Source organism: Streptomyces sp. NPDC001194, assembly GCF_042896985.1.
Taxonomy (GTDB): Bacteria; Actinomycetota; Actinomycetes; order Streptomycetales; family Streptomycetaceae; genus Streptomyces.
The window spans coordinates 96,177-114,144 of record NZ_JBIAXU010000004.1; the positions used below are offsets into that span (position 1 = coordinate 96,177).

Below are 17,968 nucleotides of genomic sequence, written 5' to 3' on the forward strand. Positions count from 1 at the left end.
TACAGAACGGCCGTAGGCCCCGGCGGCTACTTCCTGAGGTCGCTCACAGATTCGAGCCGCTCTTCCTCTACCACGAGGGGGATGGGGATCTGGTTCGCCGCATAGTAGAGAGCGATCAGGAAGTGTGCGGCGAGAGTGAGGGGAGCGGAGAAGAAGGACAGGAGAACGGTCAAGGGGTAGGCCACGGCGCCGAGACCGAAGCGCATGCGGGTGGCCCGGGCGCCGTCCTTGTCCACCCGCTCGTGGAACAGGTGGCCGACCCGCGTGACGTACCACCAGAAGGCCAGGAACGCCAGCGCGTAGGCGACGGTGACCGAACTGTAGAGGACCGCGGCGGCGTTGGCGGAGCCCCCCTCCTCGACGAGGTGCTCGGCCAGCACGGTGGTCGTGTAGGGAATCACCGACACCACCATCAGCACCAGGAGATTCAGGAACAACAGCGGCCGGTCGACCCGCTTCAGGTGGCTGAAGATGGTGTGGTGATTCACCCACATCACGCCGATGATGAGGAAACTCACCACGTATGCGGCATAGTGCGGCCACTGTTCCGCCACCCCGTGCCAGAAGTCCGATCCCTTTTCCTCCGGAACCTTTAGTTCCAGAACAAGAATCGTGATGACGATGGCGAATACACCGTCACTGAATGCCTCGACACGCCCGGTTTCGCGTTCCATGACCTCCCCTTTGCCATTTCACAACCCAAGCCTTCCCGCCGGCGCCGTCCCAGTCTCCGGAGGGGCTTGTACATGCGGGGAGGGCGCTGCCTTCGCCCTCCCCGCACACGCTACCCAGATATCGTTGGTCAGCTGCCGAAACCGGCGGTCTGGCGCCAGATCCGGCCATCGCGGACCACGAGTGTCCCGAACGCGTGCTCCGGCTCCCCGTTCAGGTTCATGATCGCGCGGTAGAAGATCGTGTCCTCGGTCTCGATGTACTCCTGGAGCTCCACCAGGGTCGGCTTCACGGTCAGGTAGCCCGTGAAGGTCTCGCGCACGGCTTCGATGCCGACGGAGGCGCCCTCGAACCGCAACAGCACCGCGTCGTCGGTGTAGTTCTTCATGACCGCCTCGATGTCCAGCGCGGCCAGCGCCTCCATCTGGCGGACGAACACCGGGTGGAGCTTGGAGAGGTCGTACGTGGCCATGTCGACTCCGTTTCAGTGGGTGGAGGTGGGTTCATCAGGTGTTTCGGCGCAGGCGGCGGCCGCGGTGAGCGGCAGCCGGACGACCATCCGGGTCTCGCCGGGACGCGAGCGGGCGGTGAGCGATCCGTGGTGGCGCTGGGTCACGATGCGGTAGCTGAGGTGCAGTCCGAGGCCCGTGCCCTTCCCCACGTCCTTGGTCGTGTAGAAGGGCTCGAAGATCCGCGGCAGGGATTCCTCGGGGATGCCCCGCCCGGTGTCGGCGACCTCCACGACCAGGCACACGCCCTCGGCGCGCACCCGCAGGGTGAGGGTGCCGGCGCCCTCCATGGCCTCGGCCGCGTTGTCGACCAGGTTGGTCCACACCTGGTTCAACTCGCTCGGATAGCCCGTCAGTTCGGGCAGGTCCGGTTCGTACGCGCGCACGATGGTGATCCCGGCGAGCTTGGCACGCAGGACGACCAGCGTGTTCTCGATCCCGTCGGCCACCGCGAAGCGCTGTTCGGGTGCCCGGTCGAGATTGGCGTAATCCCGGGTGGCGGCGACGAGTTGGGAGATCCTGGGACCCGCCGCGCGCAGCTCCGCGGCGAGCGAGCGGATCTCCAGCAGGGCCGCCAGATGGTCCAGGGCGGCGGGCAGGGCCGGCTCGCCGACCCCTTCCAGCCGCTCCAGCAGCCAGCCCAGCTCCAGCCCGAGGTCCGAGATCCCCGAGCCGAGCAGCCCGGGCCGCTCGGTGCCCGCCTCCTCGGCCCAGTCGGCGATCTCCTCCTCGGCGTCGGCCTGGGCGAACGGGTCGGTGGTGACCGGCGGCGGCAGCTTGTCGAGCTCCTCGGCCAGCCGGTCGAGGACGGAGCGCTCCGCGCCCGTCGCCGCGGCGCCCCAGGCCTGTGCGGTCCTCGTGAGGCCCTCCAGGGCCGGCGCCAGCTCCTGCGCGGCCCGGGCCACGGCGGCCGCAGGGTTGTTCAGCTCGTGGGCGAGGCCGGCGGCCAGGGTGCCGAGCGCCTCGACGGTGGCCCGCTTGCGGGCCTGCACCTCCGAGGACTTGATCCGCCAGGCCAGTACGGGGATCAGGACGGCCGCCACCCCGTGGCAGCGGGTCAGCATCTCGAAGAACACCGGTTTCGGGTACGCGACGACGGTGGTCGCCGGCCCGCTCGCCGCGGCGGTGGCCACGTAGGCCCCGTCCGTCAGCAGCGGCAGCTCGCCGGTGAAGCGGTGCGCGGCGGACGGCTTCCCGTCGTGCTCCTCGGCGGCGGCGCTCTCCTCCTCTGTGGAGTGCCGCGTCAGCACCTCCTCCCGGCCGTCGACGACCTTGGTGACGACCAGCCCGCCCTCGAGCAGGACGTGGAAGCCGGAAGCCTCCTCGCCGTCCCGGAACAAGACCTCCCCGTCGGCGAGGACCCGGGGCTCGGAGACCGAGACCAGCCAGTCCAGCTGGTCCTCGGTGAGCCCGGCGAAGATCTCCAGCCCGAGCAGGGCCGACCGCAGCTCGGCGGCGTCCATGTCGGCAGCCTTCATGTGGTGCTCCCTTCGGCCCGGGTGCGGGCGGCCAGCCGCAGCGTGACGAACAGGGCCAGCGCGCAGACCCCGGCGACGGCGGCCATGAAGCCGACCGAGGTGCGGTGCAGACCGTGGATGTTGGTGAGCATTCCGGCGAGCACCGCCGGCACGCTCATGGCGAGGTACGCGAAGACGTAGACGGCGGCGGTCAGTTCGCCGCGGTGCGCCGGCTCGGCGAGCGAGCTCAGGGCCCGGAAGGAGCCGAGGAACGCCGCCCCCCAGCCGCCGCCCAGGACGGCGGTCCCCACGAGGAACACCGGGGCCGAGCGCAGGCCCAGGGCGAGCAGGACCAGGCCCAGCCCGGCCAGCAGCCCGCACAGGCCGAGGACCGCGGTGCGCAGGGCCTCGACGTGGCCCAGCAGCAGCTGGGCCGCGGTGGCGGCACCCGCGAGGAGGGCCACGGTGGCCCCGCCGACCAGGTAGTTGGAGCTGCCGAGCAGCGAGAGGGCCAGGTGCGGCCCGAGCGAGAGGTAGAAGCCGCCGACCGACCAGACGGCGACGATGGTCAGGACCAGGACCGCGAACCGGCCCCGTACGGCGGGCGGGACGTGGATCCGACGGGCGCTGATGCGCATCCGGCCGCCGGCGCGGGCCTCGGGAGCGCTCTCACGCATCCTGAACACCCCCACCAACGTCACCGCGAAGGCGGCGACCAGCAGCAGGTAGCTGAGCACGGTCGGGGCGGGCGCGTACTGCACGAGCAGCCCGGCCCCGATCCCGCCCAGCCCGATGCCCACCGTCGGCCCCGCGCTGTTGACCTGTGCGCCGAGCGCCGGCCGCGAGCGGGGGGCCAGTTCGAGCAGGGCGGCGCCCATGGCCCCGGTGGCCAGGCCCACCGCGAGCCCCTGCACGGCGCGGGCGGCGAGCAGCAGCCCGAGCCCCTGGGCCCCGGCGAACAGTCCCATGGAGACGATCGCCAGGACCAGGCCGACGCCCAGCACGGGGCGCCGGCCCAGGGTGTCCGAGAGGGACCCGAACAGCAGGAGCCCGATCAGCACGGTGACCGCGTACAGGGCGAAGACCACCGTGATCATGCCGGAGGACAGGCCCCACCTCTCCTGGTAGAGCACGTAGAGGGCGGAGGGTACGGACGAGGAGAGCATCAGCAGGACGAGCACCGCCCCGACCACCCAGAAGCCGGAGCCTCTGGGGGCCGCGGCCGCCTGGGCGGCCGGCCCGGCCGGAACCCCCGTGGTCGTCCTGGACAATTCGGCCACTGCGTCAACTCCCCGTGATGGGCGGTCAGGCGAGGGCCTGGTCTGCCCTCTGCAGCGCGCGGGCGGCGAGCACCCCCGCGAGGTGGCCGAGGTACTCGGCCGAGGTGCCGCGCCCGGGGACGAACAGCTCCCTGGGCTCGGCGCGGAAGGCCGCGAGCACGGCCTCGGTCGTGTACGGGCCCCCGCGCAGCCGCTCTTCGACCCCGCGCAGCCGCAGCGGGTGTGCGGTGGCTCCGGTGACGGCGATGCGCGGCCCGCCGGGGGTGATCCGTACGGCGGTGGCGCACACCGGGTAGCGGGTGGCCCGGTCGGCGGCCTTCTCGAAGGCGGCGGCCCGCCCGGCGGCGGGCACCAGCAGTGCGGTGACCACGGTCGCGGCCGGCGCCCCGCTGACCGCGAACTCCTCGGCGGGTACGGTCCACCGCCCGCCGGGGCCGGCCAGTTCGACCTCGGCGTCCGCGGCGATGGCCGCGACCGGCAGGTCGGTGGCCCGCCCCTGGGCGGCGAGGTTCCCGCCGGCCGTGCCGAGGTTGCGGACCTGGGGGTCCCCGTTGGCCCGGGCGGCGGCCGCCACTTCCGGCGCCTCGGCGAGGACCACCGCGTGGGTGGCCAGCTCGGCGAGCGTGGTCAGCGCGCCGATCCGGATCCCGTCGGCCGTCCGCTCGATGCCGCGGAGCTCTTCGAGGTGGCGTACGTCGACGAGCAGCCGGGCGGTGTCCTGCCCGGTGCGCAGCCCGGGCAGGAGGCTCTGGCCGCCGGCCAGCACCCGGGAGCCCCGGGTGCCGCAGAGCAGGGTCAGGGCCTCTTCGAGGCCGACGGGACGGACGTAGTCGAACTCGGCGAGGATCACTGGGCTTCCCCTCTCAGGCGGCGCCAGACCTTCTCGGGGGTGAGCGGCATGTCGATGTGCTGCACGCCCAGGTCGGACAGGGCGTCGACGACCGCGTTGACGACGGCGGCGGCGGGCGGCACGGTGGCGATCTCCCCGGCGCCCTTGGCGCCCAGCGGGTTGTGCGGGGTGGGCGTGGTCGTCTTGTCGAGCGTGAAGAACGGCACGTCCGCGGCGCGCGGCAGGGCGTACTCCGTCAGGTCGGAGCTGAGCAGCCGGCCCTGTTCGTCGTATACGGCGGCCTCCATCAGCGCCTGGCCCAGGCCGTGCGTGATGCTGCCCTCGATCTGTCCGAGGACGATCTTCGGGTTGCCGATGTGGCCGGCGTCGTCGACCGCGGTGTACGCCACCACGGCGGTCTCGCCGGTGAGTTCGTCGACCTCGACGACCGCGACGTGCGTGCCGAAGGGGTAGTTGAAGTCCGGCGGGTCGAAGTGGGTGGTCTCGTCGATGGCGGGTTCGATCTCGTGGGGCAGACCCCAGCCGTACCACATGGCCATCGCCATCTCGGAGAAGGTCTTGGCGTTCTCCTCGTTGCCGTCCTCGTAGACCTTCCCGCCCGCGTAGACGACCGTCTCCTCGGGGACTCCGAGGAACACGGCCCCGGCCTTGACCAGTTTGGCCTTGACCTTCCGGGCCGTGAGGGCGACGGCGGGCGCGGCCATGCTGTAGGAGCGCGACCCGTACGTGCCCTGCCCGTACGGGGCCTTGAGCGTGTCGCCCTCGTACACCTGGACCAGGGCCGGGTCGATCTCGAGCTCGTCGGCCGCGACCTGTGCGAAGACGGTGTGGTGGCTCTGGCCGGTGGAGGCGGAGCCGACGGTGACGGCGACCTCGCCGGTCGGGTGGACGCGGATGTTCGCGCTCTCCCAGGTGCCGCCGAGCATGCCCTCCTGGGACATCCGGGTGGAGGGGCCGACCCCGCAGATCGCGACGTAGGTGGCGATGCCCACGCCGAGCCGCTTGCCGCGGGTGCGGGCCTCGGCCTTGCGGGCGGGCATGTCGGCGTAGCCGGACAGCTCGATCGCCCTGTCGAAGTTCAGCTGGTAGTCCCCGGAGTCGTAGGTCCAGCCGAGGCCGTTGTCGTACGGGAACTTCTCGTTCGGCACCAGGTTCTTGCGCCGGACGGCGGCCGGGTCCATGCCGATCTCGGAGGCGAAGCGGTCGACGAGCCGCTCCATCAGGAAGGCCGCCTCGGCGCGCCCGCTGCCGCGCTGGGCGCCGAGCGAGACGGTGTTGGTGAAGGCGGCGTACACCTCGCAGAAGGCCGCCGGGATGTCGTACATGCCGCTGATGGAGCGTCCCATCAGGGCGGTGGCGACACCGGGGCCGATGGTGGAGGGGTACGCGCCGAGGTTGGCGTAGCTGGTGGCCCACAGGCCGGTCATCCGGCCGTCGCGGGTGCCGGCGAGCACCACGTGCTGGCGGTGGTCGCGGCCCTGGACGGTGGAGTTCATCAGCCCGGTGCGGGTGTCCACCCACTTCACGGGCCGGCCGAGCGCCTTGGAGAGCAGCAGGACCAGCGCCATGTCGGGGTACAGGTACCCCTTGGTGCCGAAGCTGCCGCCGACGGTCGGGGCGATCACCCGGAGTTTGTTGAACGGGATGCCGAGGACCAGCGCGGCGAGCAGGAAGCGGTGGTTGTGCGGGCCCTGGGTGGAGGCGTAGAGCGTGTACTCGTCGGTGGCGGCGTTGTAGTCGCCGACGGCGCCGCGCGGCTCGATGGGGCTGTTGATCGTGCGCTGGTTGACCAGGTCCAGCTCCACCTTGACCTCGGCCTCGGCGAGGGCCGCTTCGGTGCGGTCCTTGTCGCCGCAGGTCCAGTAGGCGTTCAGGTTGCCCGGTACGGCCTCGTGCAGCTGGGGTGCGCCTTCGGCGAGTGCCGCGTCGGCCCGGGTGACCACGGGCAGCGGTTCGTACTCGACGGCGATGGCGGCCAGGGCGGCGGCGGCCTGGCGCGGGGTCTCGGCGACGACCACGGCGATCGGGTCGCCGACGTGCCGGACGGCGTCGCCGGTCAGGACCGGGCGGGCGCCGGGAAGTCCGTACGGGTGGGGCGGGAAGTGGCTCTCGACCCCGCCGGGGATCCAGATGCAGGGCAGCGGCATCACGTCGGTGAAGTCGGCCGCCGTGGCCACCTTCAGCACGCCGGGCATCTGCTCCGCGGCCTTGGTCTCGATGGAGAGGATCTTCGCGTGGGCCACCGGGCTGCCGAGGATCGCCATGTGGGCGGTGCCCGGCAGGTCGATGTCGGCCACGTACGTGGCCTCGCCGCGCAGCAGCTGCGGATCCTCGCGGGCGTCCAGCGGCTGCCCGAGCAGGCCCGATCCCTGGAGGGGTGCCTCCCCCGTCACTGCGGTCATCTCCCTCACCCCTCCTGGCCGGACGCGGAGACGGACACGGACGCCGGCTCGGACACGGACGACGCCGGCCCGGGCCCGGCGGACGCGGAGACGGCGGCGCTCCCGCTGATCTCCTCGGGTATCTCGGTCCGGGCGGCGGAGCAGGCGCGCTGCACGCCCCGTACGACGCTGTGGTAGCCGGTGCAGCGGCAGAGGTTGCCGGTGAGCCACTCGCGGATCTCGGGCTCGGTGGGTGCCTCGCGGTCCGCGGTGTTCTCGACGAGCTCGCCGAGGGCCATCACCATGCCGGGGGTGCAGAACCCGCACTGGGTCCCGTGTTCCTGGCGCAGGGCCTCCTGGAGGCCGCTGAGTTCGCCGCCGCGCGTGGTGACCCCCTCGATGGTGGTCACCCGGGAGCCGGCGGCCGACGCGGTCAGGATCAGGCAGCTCTTGACGGAGCGTCCGTCGAGCTGGACGACGCAGGTGCCGCACTGGCCGGTGTCGCAGCCGACCTTGGTGCCGGTCAGTCCGAGGCCGTCGCGGAGCCGTTCCACCAGCAGTTCGTTCGGCTCGGCCGAGAACTGCTCGGGTCTTCCGTTCACGTTCAGTGAGAGATCCATGCCAGCGCCTGCGCTTCCGTGAGCGGCCGGTTGAAAAGGGGCCCGCCGGGCTGCTGGAGAATTCCCCCGGAGTGCAGCGAGCCGGTGTCGACGGGCGCGAATCCCAAATCCGCGATGATTCCCGCGACGATTTCCTTCGCCTTCTCGTCGTCGCCGGCCGTGAAATGGGCCAGGCGTTCGCCCTGCGATGCGCCGGCGACGGCGAGTGTCTCGAAATGCATGGTGTTCAGGGATTTCACGACCCGGGCGCCGGGATACCACTCGGCGACCAGTTCGCTGGAGGCGCGGCCGCCCAGGTCCAGGGGCTTGCCGCCGCCGCTGAAGGCGTTCGCGGCGTCCACCAGCACCTTGTCCTGTACGGCCGCGGACGGCAGGAGCCCCTGGATGCTCGCGTACGGCACCATCAGCACCAGCAGTTCGGCCCGGTCGGCGGCCTCGGCGGGGTGCGCCGCCGAGGCCGCCTGGCCCAGTTCGGCCAGTAAGGGGCCGATCGAGCGGGGGCCGCGGGCATTGGCCAGTACGACCTCGTGCCCGGCCGCCACCAGGATCCGCGCGAGGGTGGAACCGATCCGCCCGGTGCCGATGATGCCTGTGCGCATTGCCGCTCCTACTCCGTCGGTCTGTCGGTCACCCGGTCACCCGGTCGGTCGGCCGTCCGGCCGGCCGGACGCTCAGTCCATGCCGATCCAGACCGACTTGGTCTGCGTGTAGCTCTCGAGGGATTCCGGTCCGCACTCGCGCCCGTATCCGGAGGCCTTGTAGCCGCCGTACGGCACGGAGGGGTCGTACTGGTTGTAGCAATTCACCCAGACCGTGCCGGCCTTGATCTGGGAGGCCACCCGGTGGGCACGCCGCAGGTCCTTGGTGTGGACTCCCGCGGCGAGCCCGTACGCACTGTCGTTGGCGATCCGGATCGCGTCTTCCTCGGTGTCGAAGGGGATGATCGACAGGACCGGGCCGAAGATCTCCTCCTGGGCGATCCGCATGCCGTTGTCGACTCCGGTGAAGATCGTCGGCAGGAAGTACAGGCCCTGGCTGGAGGCCCCTTCCGGGGTCCAGCCGGTGCCGCCGGTGCGCAGGATCGCGCCTTCCTTCTCGCCGACCTCGATGTACGAGCTGACCTTCTCGAACTGGCCGCGGTGGGCCAGCGGCCCGAACAGGGTCTCCGGGTCGCGCGGGTCGCCGGGCCTCAGGGCCGCGGCCCGGCTCACCAGGCGTTCGACCAGTTCGTCGTGGATGGGGCGCTGGAGCAGCAGGCGCGAGCCGGCGGTGCAGATCTCGCCCTTGTTGTAGTAGATGCCGAAGAAGGCGAGTTCCTCGGCGGCGTCCAGGTCGGCGTCGGCGAAGACGATGTTGGCGGACTTGCCGCCGAGCTCCATCGTCACCTTCTTCAGGGTGCCGGCCGACTTGCGGATGATCGTCTGGCCGACCGCGGTGGAGCCGGTGAAGGCGATCTTGTCGATGTCGGGGTGGCCGGTGAGGGTCTCGCCCAGTTCCACGCCCGGACCGGTGATGACGTTCAGCACGCCGTCCGGGATCTCCGCCTCCTGGAAGAGCTCGGCGATCTTCAGCGCGGTGAGCGGGGTGGCCGGGGAGGGTTTGTGGACGACCGTGTTTCCCGCCGCCAGCGCCGGTGCGATCTTCGTCATCGACAGCAGCAGCGGGAAGTTGAACGGGGTGATGGCGCAGACCACGCCCAGCGGCTCGCGCAGGGTGTACGCGAGCTGCCCGCCGGCCGGGGCCCGCGAGGAGCCGTCGACCCGGGTGACGGCGCCGGCGTAGTAGTGCATGAGCTGGGCGGCCATGGGGGCGTCGACCGTGCTGGAGAAGGCGAACGGCTTGCCCATGTCCACCGTCTCCAGCAGGGCGATCTCCTCCAGGTCGCGCTCGATGAGCTCGCCGACCCGGTTCAGCCGCAGCGCGCGCTCCTGGGCGGACAGTCTGCTCCAGGGACCTTCCTCGTACGCCTGGCGGGCGGCGGCCACGGCCGCGTCCGCGTCGGCGGCGGCGGCCTGGGCCACCGGTACGATCTCCTGTCCGTCCACGGGGCTGATGTCCGGTTCGGTACGGCCGTCCTGGGCCGAGACCCATGTGCCGCCGATGAACAGCTTCCCGGGGTTGGCCAAGGGCTGGTCGCTGAGCGCGCGCTTGGTCATGGCTGCCTTCCGGTGTCGGATGCGGGGCGGTCTATCCCTTGGCGAGCTGTGTCAGGAACGTCTCGGCAAGGGCCTTGGAGGAGTACGGGTTCTGGCCGGTGGTGAGCCTGCGGTCCACGACCACGTGGGAGTCCCAGATCTTCTCGGCCTTCTCGTAGCGCGCGCCGAGCCGGGTGAGCTCGGCCTCGAGGATCAGCGGGAGGCGGCCGGCCATGTTGGTGACCATCTCCTCGCTGTGCGAGAAGGCCGTCATCCGGTAGCCCTCGAACGGCCAGCGGCCTTCGCCGTCGCGCAGCGCGAGCAGCGAGGTGTGGCCGTGGCAGACGGTGGCGAGCGGCTTGTCCTGGGCGATGGCCCAGCGCAGGATCTGGGCGAGCTCGTCGGAGTGGGGCAGGTCCCCGATCGCGCCGTGCCCGCCGCTGACGTAGATGCCGTCGTACTCGGCGATGTCCTTCTCGCCCAGGGATTCCAGGGCGAGGGGGTTCTTGAGCTGGGGGGTGCTCTCGACGACTCTCACGTACTCGGCGGCGTTGGCCGCGTCCTCGTCGGGCGAGCCCTCGGGGCGGACCCACCGGATGAACTGGGGGTCGATGCTGGTCTGGTCGACCGTGGGGGCCCGGCCCCCGATCGTCGCCACGTCCACGGTGTGGCCTGCGGCCTTGAAGAGGGTGTAGGGAACCACGAATTCCTCGGCCCAGAAACCCGAGGGGTGCTGTTCCCCGTCCAACAGGTGGAGCGTTGCCTTGGCCGTCATGACGACGAGAATCTTCATGACTTCTCTCCTTGTTCTGGAATCGCTGCCGATTCAACACGCCCCCTGCAGGGGGCGTAAGGGGGGAGCGTCAGGCGCGCGATACTTCGTGAGGTGCGTCCAACGCGGAGATGATGGTGCGGAATTCACCGACCAGGGGGTGGTCGGGATGGGCTTCGGCGAATATGCGCTCGCCGTACAGGGCGGCCATTTCCGGCACATAAGGAAGGATTCCGGCCAGGGGGGCGCCGTACACCTCCTCGGCACGCCGGCGGATCCGTTCCCCGTCGATGCCCTCGGGGGCCATGCTCATGACCAGAGCACGCCGGCAGGCCAGCCGCCCGGCGAGGGAGATGGTCTCCTCGACCCCGGAGAGGTCGATCCGGTCGGCCCGAGCCATGATCATCAGTACGTCGGCGCTCGCCATGGCGGTCACCGACTCGTTGTTCAGCCCGGCGTGCGTGTCGAGCAGCAGCACGTCGAGCGCGTGGCACTCGACCAGCCGGTCGAAGCCCTCCGGAAGCAGCCCCACGTCGTACCCGGTGGTCATGAGCTCGCGCAGGGCCGCCGTCCCGTTCCGGGCCGGTACGACGTACAGCCCGGGCACGCCGACCTGCTGGGCCGTGGACTCGATCTCGCAGCGACCGAGCAGGTAGTCGGCCAGGGAGGGGCCCGGGCCGAGCCGGAAGAGCAGGTCCAGGGTGGGCGACTGGATGTCCGTGTCGACCACCCCCACCCGGCGCCCCTCGCCCGCGATGAGCAGGGCCAGGTTCGCCAGTACCGAGGACTTTCCGGTGCCCCCGCGGTGCGAGTGCACCACGATGGTCCGGGCCATCAGGCCACCGCCGTACGGCCCGCGGCCTTGGTCCGGTCCGCGTGCGGCCCCCGCGCCGCACGCGGTCGGTGCAGCGCCAGCATGGTGACGTCGTCGTGCTGTTCCGCCGTTCCGGTGTGCTCCCGTACCGCGGTGTCCATGAGGTCGACCACCTCCCTGCCGCTCACCGGGGGGCCGGCGAGCAGCTCCAGCATCCGCTCGTCACCGAGGAAGCTTCCGTCGGGGCAGCGGGCCTCCGGCACTCCGTCGGTGAACACGAACAGGGTGTCGCCGGGGTTCAGCTGGGCGTAGCCGAGCGTGTACACGCAGTCCGGCAGCACCCCGACGGCGGGTCCGGTGACCTCCAGGGCGAGCGGGTCGCCGCCGTCGGCGCGCAGCAGCAGCGGCGCGTTGTGGCCCCCGTTGATGTACACGAGGCTGCCGGTCACGGGGTCGAGCACACCGAAGAACAGGGTGGCGAAGTAGCCCTGTCTCAGGTGGTTGCGGGTCAGGTAGCCGTTGGTGGCGGTGACCGCGTTGAGCAGTGGCGTCGCGCCGACCACCGGGATCCGCCGGCTGCCGCCGGCGCGCCCGGCGGCCACCAGGTGCTGGAGCCCGCTGTTCTCCGCGGTGTGCCGCAGCAGCGAGCGGATCAGCGCCATGAACAGCGCTGCGCCGACCCCCTTGTCGCAGACGTCGGCGACGACGAAGGCGAGGCGGCGGCCGCGGGAGATCTCGAAGACGTCGTAGAAGTCCCCGGCGACCTGCCGGGCGGGCCGGAAGCGGACGTCGATCTCCCAGCCTTCGGGAACGGGCAGCGATTCGGGCAGGAAACCGGCCTGGATCTCCCGGCCGATCTCCAGCTCCTTCTCGTAGCCCATGAGTTCGGCGCGGGCGTCGGCCTCGCGCAGGGTGCGGCCGAGTCCGGCGCGCTCCGAGCAGCTGTGCAGCCGGGCCCCGACGAGGGCGGGCAGGAAGGGCGGTACGAGGTAGTCGTGGCCGAGCCGGACGTGCTCCTCCAGGGCGGCGAACTCCGTCACCGTCCAGACGACCACGATGGGGGCTCCGGCCCAGCGGCGCAGCCGCCGTACCGCGAGGCGCACCGAATCGCCGTCGGCCTCGGCCGGGGCGAGCAGGACGTCGGCGACGGGCAGCTCGTCGAGCGGGCCGCCGCGCAGCTCCGCCAGCGTGCGCGAGACGATCTCCGCGTCCATCGAGCGGATCGCGTCGAGCAGTTCGAGCGGCGGCGGCGGGTACTCGTCGAGGATGATCACGGTCGTGGAGGGCATGGGTCCGTCCCCTCAGCGTTCACAGTCAGCGTGCTGATGTTGCGGCCGTCCCTGCGTACGTAGCTGAATTCGTCCACGCTGGTCAGGGCCAGGTGGATGCCGAGACCGCCGATCCTGCGCCGCTCGGGGGGAACCCCGGGGGCGGGCGGCAGGCAGCCCTCGACGGGGTCGAACGCCGGCGCGGAGTCCGCTATGGAGATCTGCACCCGGCCGGGACCGGAGCGGCCGCGGACGGTGATCCGCCCGTCGCCGCCCCGGTACCCGTGCATCACGATGTTCGTGGCCAGCTCGTCCACGGCCAGCCGGATCCGGTACGCGGGCCCCTTGCCCAGGCCCGCCCGGCCGGCCAGCCGCAGGACGAACGAGGCGATGTCGCCCAGTGCCCCCAGCGTGGCCGGCACCTCCAGCTCCGCGGGCGTCCTCGCCAGTTCGACCATGTCACTCATGCGATTCACTCATCGGAGAGCACGATGCTGCGGTCCAGCCCGGCCGTCCGGATGGTCCGGGACACGGGCTCGATCGCGCCGACCACCTTGATGGTCACGTGGTTCGCCACCTTCTGCTGGGCGAAGACCAGGGACCGCAGTCCGGCGCTGGCCATGTAGCCGACACCGGCCATCCTGATCTCGACCGTTCCGGTGCCGTGCCCGGCGGCCTTCTCGATGGTCTGGTGGAAGTCCGGCGCGGTCTTGGCGTCCAGCTCGCCCGCCAGCTCGATCACGGTGGTGTCGCCCTCGATGCTCAGGGACACGGAAAGCGGCATGTGAGGTCTCCTTCGGCACTGCGGTTGGGCGTTCGGTGGGACCGGGCGGCGGGTGCGGCCGGGGCTACAGCTCGGGATCGGGCGTCCGGCCGACCAGGATCACGACCGAGCGCGGACCGATCAGGTACTTCCCGGCGTTCTCCAGCTCGGGCTCGCCGCCCGGGGTGCGGATGTCGTGCGGGGCCTCGGCCCCGGTGTCCGCGAACAGGTGCCAGCTGCGCCCGTGCGGCAGCGCGGGCAGTTCCAGGTCGTGCGCCTCCCAGTGCGAGTTCATGGCCACGTACACCACGTCGTCGTCCCCGGTGCCGCAGCGGGCCACCGCCAGCAGCCGGCTCTCCGCCGACCAGTCGGGCTGCCAGGCGCGTTCGCCGTGCCAGCTGATGTCCGGCAGTCCGAGGCTCTCGCGGACCTGGCCGGTGGGGTGGGAGGTGGAGCGCAGTTCGCGGTGGCGGCCGCGGAAGGCGATCATCTCCCGGGTGAACCGGAGCAGTTCGGCGTTCTCGTCGACCTGGTCCCAGTCGAACCAGGACAGCTCGTTGTCCTGGCAGTACGTGTTGTTGTTGCCCTGCTGGGTGCGGGCGACCTCGTCGCCCGACAGCAGCATCGGGATGCCCTGGCTGGTCATGAGGATGGCCAGGGCGTTCTTCATCTGGCGCGTGCGCAGCCGGTTGATCTCGGGGTCGTCGGTCGGCCCCTCGGCCCCGCAGTTCCAGCTGGCGTTGTCGTTGCCGCCGTCGTTGTTGCCCTCGCCGTTCGCCTCGTTGTGCTTGTCGTTGTACGAGACGAGGTCGGCCAGGGTGAAACCGTCGTGGGCGGTCAGGAAGTTGACCGAGGCGGAGGTGCCCCGGGTGGAGTACAGGTCGGGCGAGCCGGCGATCCGGGTGGCCAGCTCCCCGGTCACCCCGGGGTCGCCCTTGAGGAAGCTGCGCACGGTGTCGCGGTACTTCCCGTTCCACTCGGCCCAGCGGCCGTACGCCGGGAAGTTGCCGACCTCGTAGAGGCCGCCCGCGTCCCATGCCTCGGCGATGAGCTTGGTGTGCCGCAGGACGGGGTCGAAGGCGAGCAGCTCCAGCAGCGGCGGGTTGGGCAGCGGCGTGCCGTCCAGGGCCCGGCCGAGGATGGCCGCGAGGTCGAAGCGGAAGCCGTCGATGTGGTAGTCGGCGACCCAGTGGCGCAGGCAGTCGAGCACGAAGTTGCGCACGACGGGGTGGTTGCAGTTGACCGTGTTGCCCGTGCCGCTGAAGTTGAAGTAGTACCCCTCCGGCGTGAGCATGTAGTACGTGGAGTTGTCGAGCCCCTTGAAGGAGATCGTCGGCCCCTGCTCGTTGCCTTCGGCCGTGTGGTTGAAGACGACGTCGAGGATGACCTCGATGCCGGCCGCGTGGAGGTCCTTGATCAGGGTGCGGAACTCGTCGCCCTGCATCCCGTAGCGTCCGGTGGCCGCGTAGCCCGCCTTCGGCGCGAAGAACGAGACGGTGTTGTAGCCCCAGTAGTCGAAGAGGTGCTCGCCCGTCTCCGGGTTGGAGCGCATGTTGTCGCTCTCGTCGAACTCGAACACCGGCAGCAGCTCGATGCAGTTGACCCCGAGCTCCTTCAGGTACGGGATCTTCTCCCGCAGCCCCGCGAACGTGCCGGGGGCGGTGACCCGTGAGGAGGGGTGCCGGGTGAAGCCGCGCACATGGGTCTCGTACACGACGAGGTCCTCGGCGGGCAGCCCCAGCGGGGTGTCGTCGCCCCAGTCGAAGTCCTGGAGGCAGACCCGCGAGCGGTACTGGTAGCCGCGGCTGCGGTCCGGCTCCACGCCCCACACGTCTCGGCCGGAGATCAGCCGGGCGTAGGGGTCGGACAGGACCTGGCGGGCGTCGAAGCGGTGCCCGGAGACCGGGTCGTAGGGGCCGTCGGCCCGGTAGCCGTACTCGATGTTCTCGTGGTCGAGGCCGAAGACCGTCATGGCGAAGACGCTGCCGGTGCGGAACTCCTGGGGGAATTCCAGCTCGGCCATCGGCTCGGGCTCTCCGCGCTTGTAGATGACCAGGGTCATGGAGGTCGCCTGGTCGGAGTAGACGGAGAAACTGACCCCGCCGGGGACCACGTTGGCCCCGAAGGGGAACGGTTTGCCGGCGCGGACGCGGTACCCGCCCACTTCGTGGGTCGGGTACGCGTCGACGCGCAGCACCTGCTCGGACCGGGCCTCGCTCATCGCGCGACCGCTGTCTTGAGCGTCGACTTGGCCTTGGACTCGGCGGCCGCCGCCTCGCCGGTCTCGAAGAAGTCGAGGAACCCGGTGGCCGACATGACGAACCGGACTTCCTCGCTCACCCCGTAGAGGGTGACGGCGACACCGGCGTGCTGGGCCTCGCGGTAGACGACGAGCAGGGTGCGCAGGCCCGCGCTGGACACGTAGGTGACGGCCGTGAGGTCGATGCGCAGCGGCCGGCCCTCGCGGACCAGCGGCAGCAGGGACTGCAGCAGCCGGCCGGAGGTCTCACTGTTGATCTCGCCGGTGGCGACGAGGACGGTACCGCCCTTGTTGCGGCGTTCCTTGACGTTCAGAGACATTGCTTTCCCCTCTAGTCGGGGCGCCCCCCGTTGAGCGCTATGAAGTCACCGGGCGCAGCCGGACCTTGACCTTGACCCGCCCCTGGACGTCCGGCAGCCGGACGGTCAGACCGTCGGCGTCGAAGTCCCGGTACGGCTTCTCGTCGATCTCGACGGACGCGATCTGCACGGAGCCGGCGGGCAGCAGGTCGGGAGAGACCCGCAGCACGCGGTCGGGCAGGTTGGTCGGGTCGGGCTTGAAGTGGAAGTCCATTTCCCGCTTGTTGATCAGCAGGTTGTTGTAGACGGCGGACAGGTAGCAGAGCTCCGCCGAGTGGTACATGGACATCGAGTGGCTGCCCTTGAGCCGCTCCGTGCCGAGCAGGTACGGCGTACCGCTGGCGAGCACGTTGAAGTAGACGGCTCCCTCGTCGTGGTCGAGGAAGAACGTGTTGTAGAAGGCCTCCGCCTGCCGGGCCTCGCGCAGGAAGGCGTCGCCGCCGACCGTGCCGTTCAGGATGAGGTAGGCGAGGATCGCCTGCTCCTGCTGCCACCAGGCCTTGCGGTCGTGCCAGGCGAAACGATACGTCTCCTCGCCGTCCTTGCCGACGGACTTGATCCGTTCGACCACGTCGTACCAGCCGCCGCGCTGCACGTCGCTGCCGACGGCCGGCATGATCTCGCCGATCTTCCTGGCGAGGTCCTCGTACGCCGGCTTGGCCTTCAGCGAGTTCATCCGCATCAGGTTCCAGGCGATCTTGAGGTTGTGCCCGACGACCGCGCGGTTCTGCTGCCAGCTGTGCGCGGTGTCGTGCGACCAGTCGCGGAAGAAGCGCTCCTGGACGAACGGGCTGTTCTTGTAGTCCGGGAACTTGTCCGCGATGGTGTCGAAGGTGTACTCGAGGAAGTCGGCGTACCTCTGGTCGCCGGTCGCCAGGTACAGGTTGATCAGGTACGCGGGCGCGTGGTCGCCGACGGAGTTCCAGTTCTTGCGCTCGGCGTTCTCGCCGAGGGACTCGTGGTCCGCGCTGAACAGGATCGGGTCGATGTGCGAGTAGTAGCCGCCCTGCTCCGGGTCCTTGAAGAACTTGTCGAACAGCCGGATGGTGGCGTCCGCGTCGTTCTTGATCCGTATGTCACCGGTGACCCGGTACGTCTGGATCGGGCCGGCCAGCGCGTAGATCTGCTCGTACATCGGGATCGCGTCGTAGTCGTCGGAGAACTCCGAGGTGAACAGCTTGCGCTCGCTGTCCCCGTCGACGCTGATGCCGTGGTACCAGAAGACCACGTCCTCCTCGCTGTCCACGACCCGCATGTGCTTGCGCAGGTACTCGGTGCCGCGCTCGGCGACCTCCAGGTACTCGTCCTTGCCGGTCAGCAGGTAGGCCGAGGCCATGCCGTAGACCAGGCGGGAGATCGTGTCGGTCTCCTGGACGTGGCTGGCGGTCTTGTCGCCGCCGAGCCGGATCTCGGTGCGGTACTCGGTGAAGTCCACCGGGCCCTCGCCGAACTGCGCCCGCTTGTAGAAGTCGGCCAGCGACTCGATCTGCTTGACCCACCAGCTGGGCTCCTCGAACCGGTAGTCCTCGGCGCCGCGGCCCAGGAACACCAGGCGCTTGGCGTCGAAACGCCCGCCGGACTCCGGGTAGTGGACGCCGTAGACGAAGAGGAACCGTCCGGGCGAGAGCATCTCGTCGATGTGCCCGGAGGCGTCGATGTACGGCTCGTCCAGGTTGCGGACCAGCTCCGCACTCGGGTCCCCGGCCAGGGAGACGTCGAACTCGCGCCCGTCCGAGGTCTTCAGCCGCAGCAGGCGGGACTCGGAGTCGAAGCGGCCGACGTAGCCCGCGATGGTGTCGGAGAAGGAGAAGCTCACGGCGTCCGCCAT

General features: G+C 70.5%; 17 protein-coding genes. All 17 read right to left on the reverse strand.

Going from position 1 to position 17,968, the window contains the following annotated elements; genetic code table 11:
• Positions 1–26: 26 nt before the first annotated feature.
• Positions 27–674: a TMEM175 family protein gene (locus ACFY1T_RS11565; protein WP_390787970.1), complete on the reverse strand. Its 648-nt coding sequence runs from the start codon at positions 672–674 to the stop codon at positions 27–29.
• Positions 675–802: 128 nt separating this feature from the next.
• Positions 803–1,144 carry a nuclear transport factor 2 family protein gene (locus ACFY1T_RS11570; protein WP_229341699.1) on the reverse strand — a complete coding sequence of 114 codons (342 nt, stop codon included), beginning with the start codon at positions 1,142–1,144 and terminating at the stop codon, positions 803–805.
• A 12-nt stretch (positions 1,145–1,156) separates the two neighbouring features.
• A complete protein-coding gene (locus ACFY1T_RS11575) occupies positions 1,157–2,659 on the reverse strand; it encodes an ATP-binding protein (RefSeq protein WP_390787971.1) in 1,503 nt (500 codons plus the stop codon).
• A complete protein-coding gene (locus tag ACFY1T_RS11580) occupies positions 2,656–3,918 on the reverse strand; it encodes an MFS transporter (RefSeq protein ID WP_390787972.1) in 1,263 nt (420 codons plus the stop codon). The genes ACFY1T_RS11575 and ACFY1T_RS11580 overlap by 4 nt, the downstream gene beginning before the upstream one ends.
• Positions 3,919–3,943: 25 nt before the next feature.
• Positions 3,944–4,768 carry an FAD binding domain-containing protein gene (locus ACFY1T_RS11585; protein WP_390787973.1) on the reverse strand — a complete coding sequence of 275 codons (825 nt, stop codon included), beginning with the start codon at positions 4,766–4,768 and terminating at the stop codon, positions 3,944–3,946.
• Positions 4,765–7,170, reverse strand: coding sequence for a xanthine dehydrogenase family protein molybdopterin-binding subunit (locus ACFY1T_RS11590; RefSeq protein WP_390787974.1), 2,406 nt, complete (start codon positions 7,168–7,170; stop codon positions 4,765–4,767). Before ACFY1T_RS11590 ends, ACFY1T_RS11585 begins: the two co-directional genes overlap by 4 nt.
• A gap of 5 nt (positions 7,171–7,175) precedes the next feature.
• Positions 7,176–7,769: a (2Fe-2S)-binding protein gene (locus tag ACFY1T_RS11595; RefSeq protein WP_390787975.1), complete on the reverse strand. Its 594-nt coding sequence runs from the start codon at positions 7,767–7,769 to the stop codon at positions 7,176–7,178.
• Positions 7,754–8,368, reverse strand: a complete 615-nt coding sequence (locus tag ACFY1T_RS11600) for an NADPH-dependent F420 reductase (protein ID WP_390787976.1) — start codon at positions 8,366–8,368, stop codon at positions 7,754–7,756. Before ACFY1T_RS11600 ends, ACFY1T_RS11595 begins: the two co-directional genes overlap by 16 nt.
• A gap of 72 nt (positions 8,369–8,440) precedes the next feature.
• Positions 8,441–9,925 carry an aldehyde dehydrogenase family protein gene (locus ACFY1T_RS11605; RefSeq protein WP_390787977.1) on the reverse strand — a complete coding sequence of 495 codons (1,485 nt, stop codon included), beginning with the start codon at positions 9,923–9,925 and terminating at the stop codon, positions 8,441–8,443.
• Positions 9,926–9,956: 31 nt separating this feature from the next.
• A complete protein-coding gene (locus ACFY1T_RS11610; protein WP_390787978.1) occupies positions 9,957–10,697 on the reverse strand; it encodes a type 1 glutamine amidotransferase domain-containing protein in 741 nt (246 codons plus the stop codon).
• Positions 10,698–10,767: 70 nt separating this feature from the next.
• On the reverse strand, positions 10,768–11,511 hold the full coding sequence (locus tag ACFY1T_RS11615) for a MinD/ParA family protein (RefSeq protein WP_390787979.1): 744 nt from the start codon (positions 11,509–11,511) through the stop codon (positions 10,768–10,770).
• On the reverse strand, positions 11,511–12,779 hold the full coding sequence (locus ACFY1T_RS11620) for a PP2C family protein-serine/threonine phosphatase (protein ID WP_390787980.1): 1,269 nt from the start codon (positions 12,777–12,779) through the stop codon (positions 11,511–11,513). The genes ACFY1T_RS11615 and ACFY1T_RS11620 overlap by 1 nt, the downstream gene beginning before the upstream one ends.
• On the reverse strand, positions 12,761–13,225 hold the full coding sequence (locus ACFY1T_RS11625) for an anti-sigma regulatory factor (protein ID WP_234318218.1): 465 nt from the start codon (positions 13,223–13,225) through the stop codon (positions 12,761–12,763). Before ACFY1T_RS11625 ends, ACFY1T_RS11620 begins: the two co-directional genes overlap by 19 nt.
• 5 nt (positions 13,226–13,230) lie before the next feature.
• A complete protein-coding gene (locus ACFY1T_RS11630; RefSeq protein ID WP_030157520.1) occupies positions 13,231–13,542 on the reverse strand; it encodes an STAS domain-containing protein in 312 nt (103 codons plus the stop codon).
• A gap of 64 nt (positions 13,543–13,606) precedes the next feature.
• Complete coding sequence (gene glgX / locus ACFY1T_RS11635) at positions 13,607–15,742, reverse strand: glycogen debranching protein GlgX (RefSeq protein WP_390787981.1); 2,136 nt, start codon at positions 15,740–15,742, stop codon at positions 13,607–13,609.
• The gene (locus ACFY1T_RS11640; protein ID WP_390787982.1) at positions 15,739–16,101 is read right to left on the reverse strand and encodes an STAS domain-containing protein; all 363 of its coding nucleotides are present in this window, start codon (positions 16,099–16,101) and stop codon (positions 15,739–15,741) included. The genes glgX and ACFY1T_RS11640 overlap by 4 nt, the downstream gene beginning before the upstream one ends.
• Positions 16,102–16,138: 37 nt before the next feature.
• Positions 16,139–17,968, reverse strand: coding sequence for an AGE family epimerase/isomerase (locus ACFY1T_RS11645; RefSeq protein ID WP_390787983.1), 1,830 nt, complete (start codon positions 17,966–17,968; stop codon positions 16,139–16,141).

Coding starts and splice junctions, on each gene's coding strand:
- ACFY1T_RS11630 (WP_030157520.1), bottom strand. CDS start 13,542: ATGCCGCTTTCCGTGTCCCTGAGCATCGAGGGCGACACCACCGTGATC.
- ACFY1T_RS11600 (WP_390787976.1), bottom strand. CDS start 8,368: ATGCGCACAGGCATCATCGGCACCGGGCGGATCGGTTCCACCCTCGCG.
- glgX (WP_390787981.1), bottom strand. CDS start 15,742: ATGAGCGAGGCCCGGTCCGAGCAGGTGCTGCGCGTCGACGCGTACCCG.
- ACFY1T_RS11615 (WP_390787979.1), bottom strand. CDS start 11,511: ATGGCCCGGACCATCGTGGTGCACTCGCACCGCGGGGGCACCGGAAAG.
- ACFY1T_RS11625 (WP_234318218.1), bottom strand. CDS start 13,225: ATGAGTGACATGGTCGAACTGGCGAGGACGCCCGCGGAGCTGGAGGTG.
- ACFY1T_RS11570 (WP_229341699.1), bottom strand. CDS start 1,144: ATGGCCACGTACGACCTCTCCAAGCTCCACCCGGTGTTCGTCCGCCAG.
- ACFY1T_RS11590 (WP_390787974.1), bottom strand. CDS start 7,170: ATGACCGCAGTGACGGGGGAGGCACCCCTCCAGGGATCGGGCCTGCTC.
- ACFY1T_RS11595 (WP_390787975.1), bottom strand. CDS start 7,769: ATGGATCTCTCACTGAACGTGAACGGAAGACCCGAGCAGTTCTCGGCC.
- ACFY1T_RS11575 (WP_390787971.1), bottom strand. CDS start 2,659: ATGAAGGCTGCCGACATGGACGCCGCCGAGCTGCGGTCGGCCCTGCTC.
- ACFY1T_RS11610 (WP_390787978.1), bottom strand. CDS start 10,697: ATGAAGATTCTCGTCGTCATGACGGCCAAGGCAACGCTCCACCTGTTG.
- ACFY1T_RS11640 (WP_390787982.1), bottom strand. CDS start 16,101: ATGTCTCTGAACGTCAAGGAACGCCGCAACAAGGGCGGTACCGTCCTC.
- ACFY1T_RS11565 (WP_390787970.1), bottom strand. CDS start 674: ATGGAACGCGAAACCGGGCGTGTCGAGGCATTCAGTGACGGTGTATTC.
- ACFY1T_RS11645 (WP_390787983.1), bottom strand. CDS start 17,968: ATGGCGGACGCCGTGAGCTTCTCCTTCTCCGACACCATCGCGGGCTAC.
- ACFY1T_RS11620 (WP_390787980.1), bottom strand. CDS start 12,779: ATGCCCTCCACGACCGTGATCATCCTCGACGAGTACCCGCCGCCGCCG.
- ACFY1T_RS11605 (WP_390787977.1), bottom strand. CDS start 9,925: ATGACCAAGCGCGCGCTCAGCGACCAGCCCTTGGCCAACCCCGGGAAG.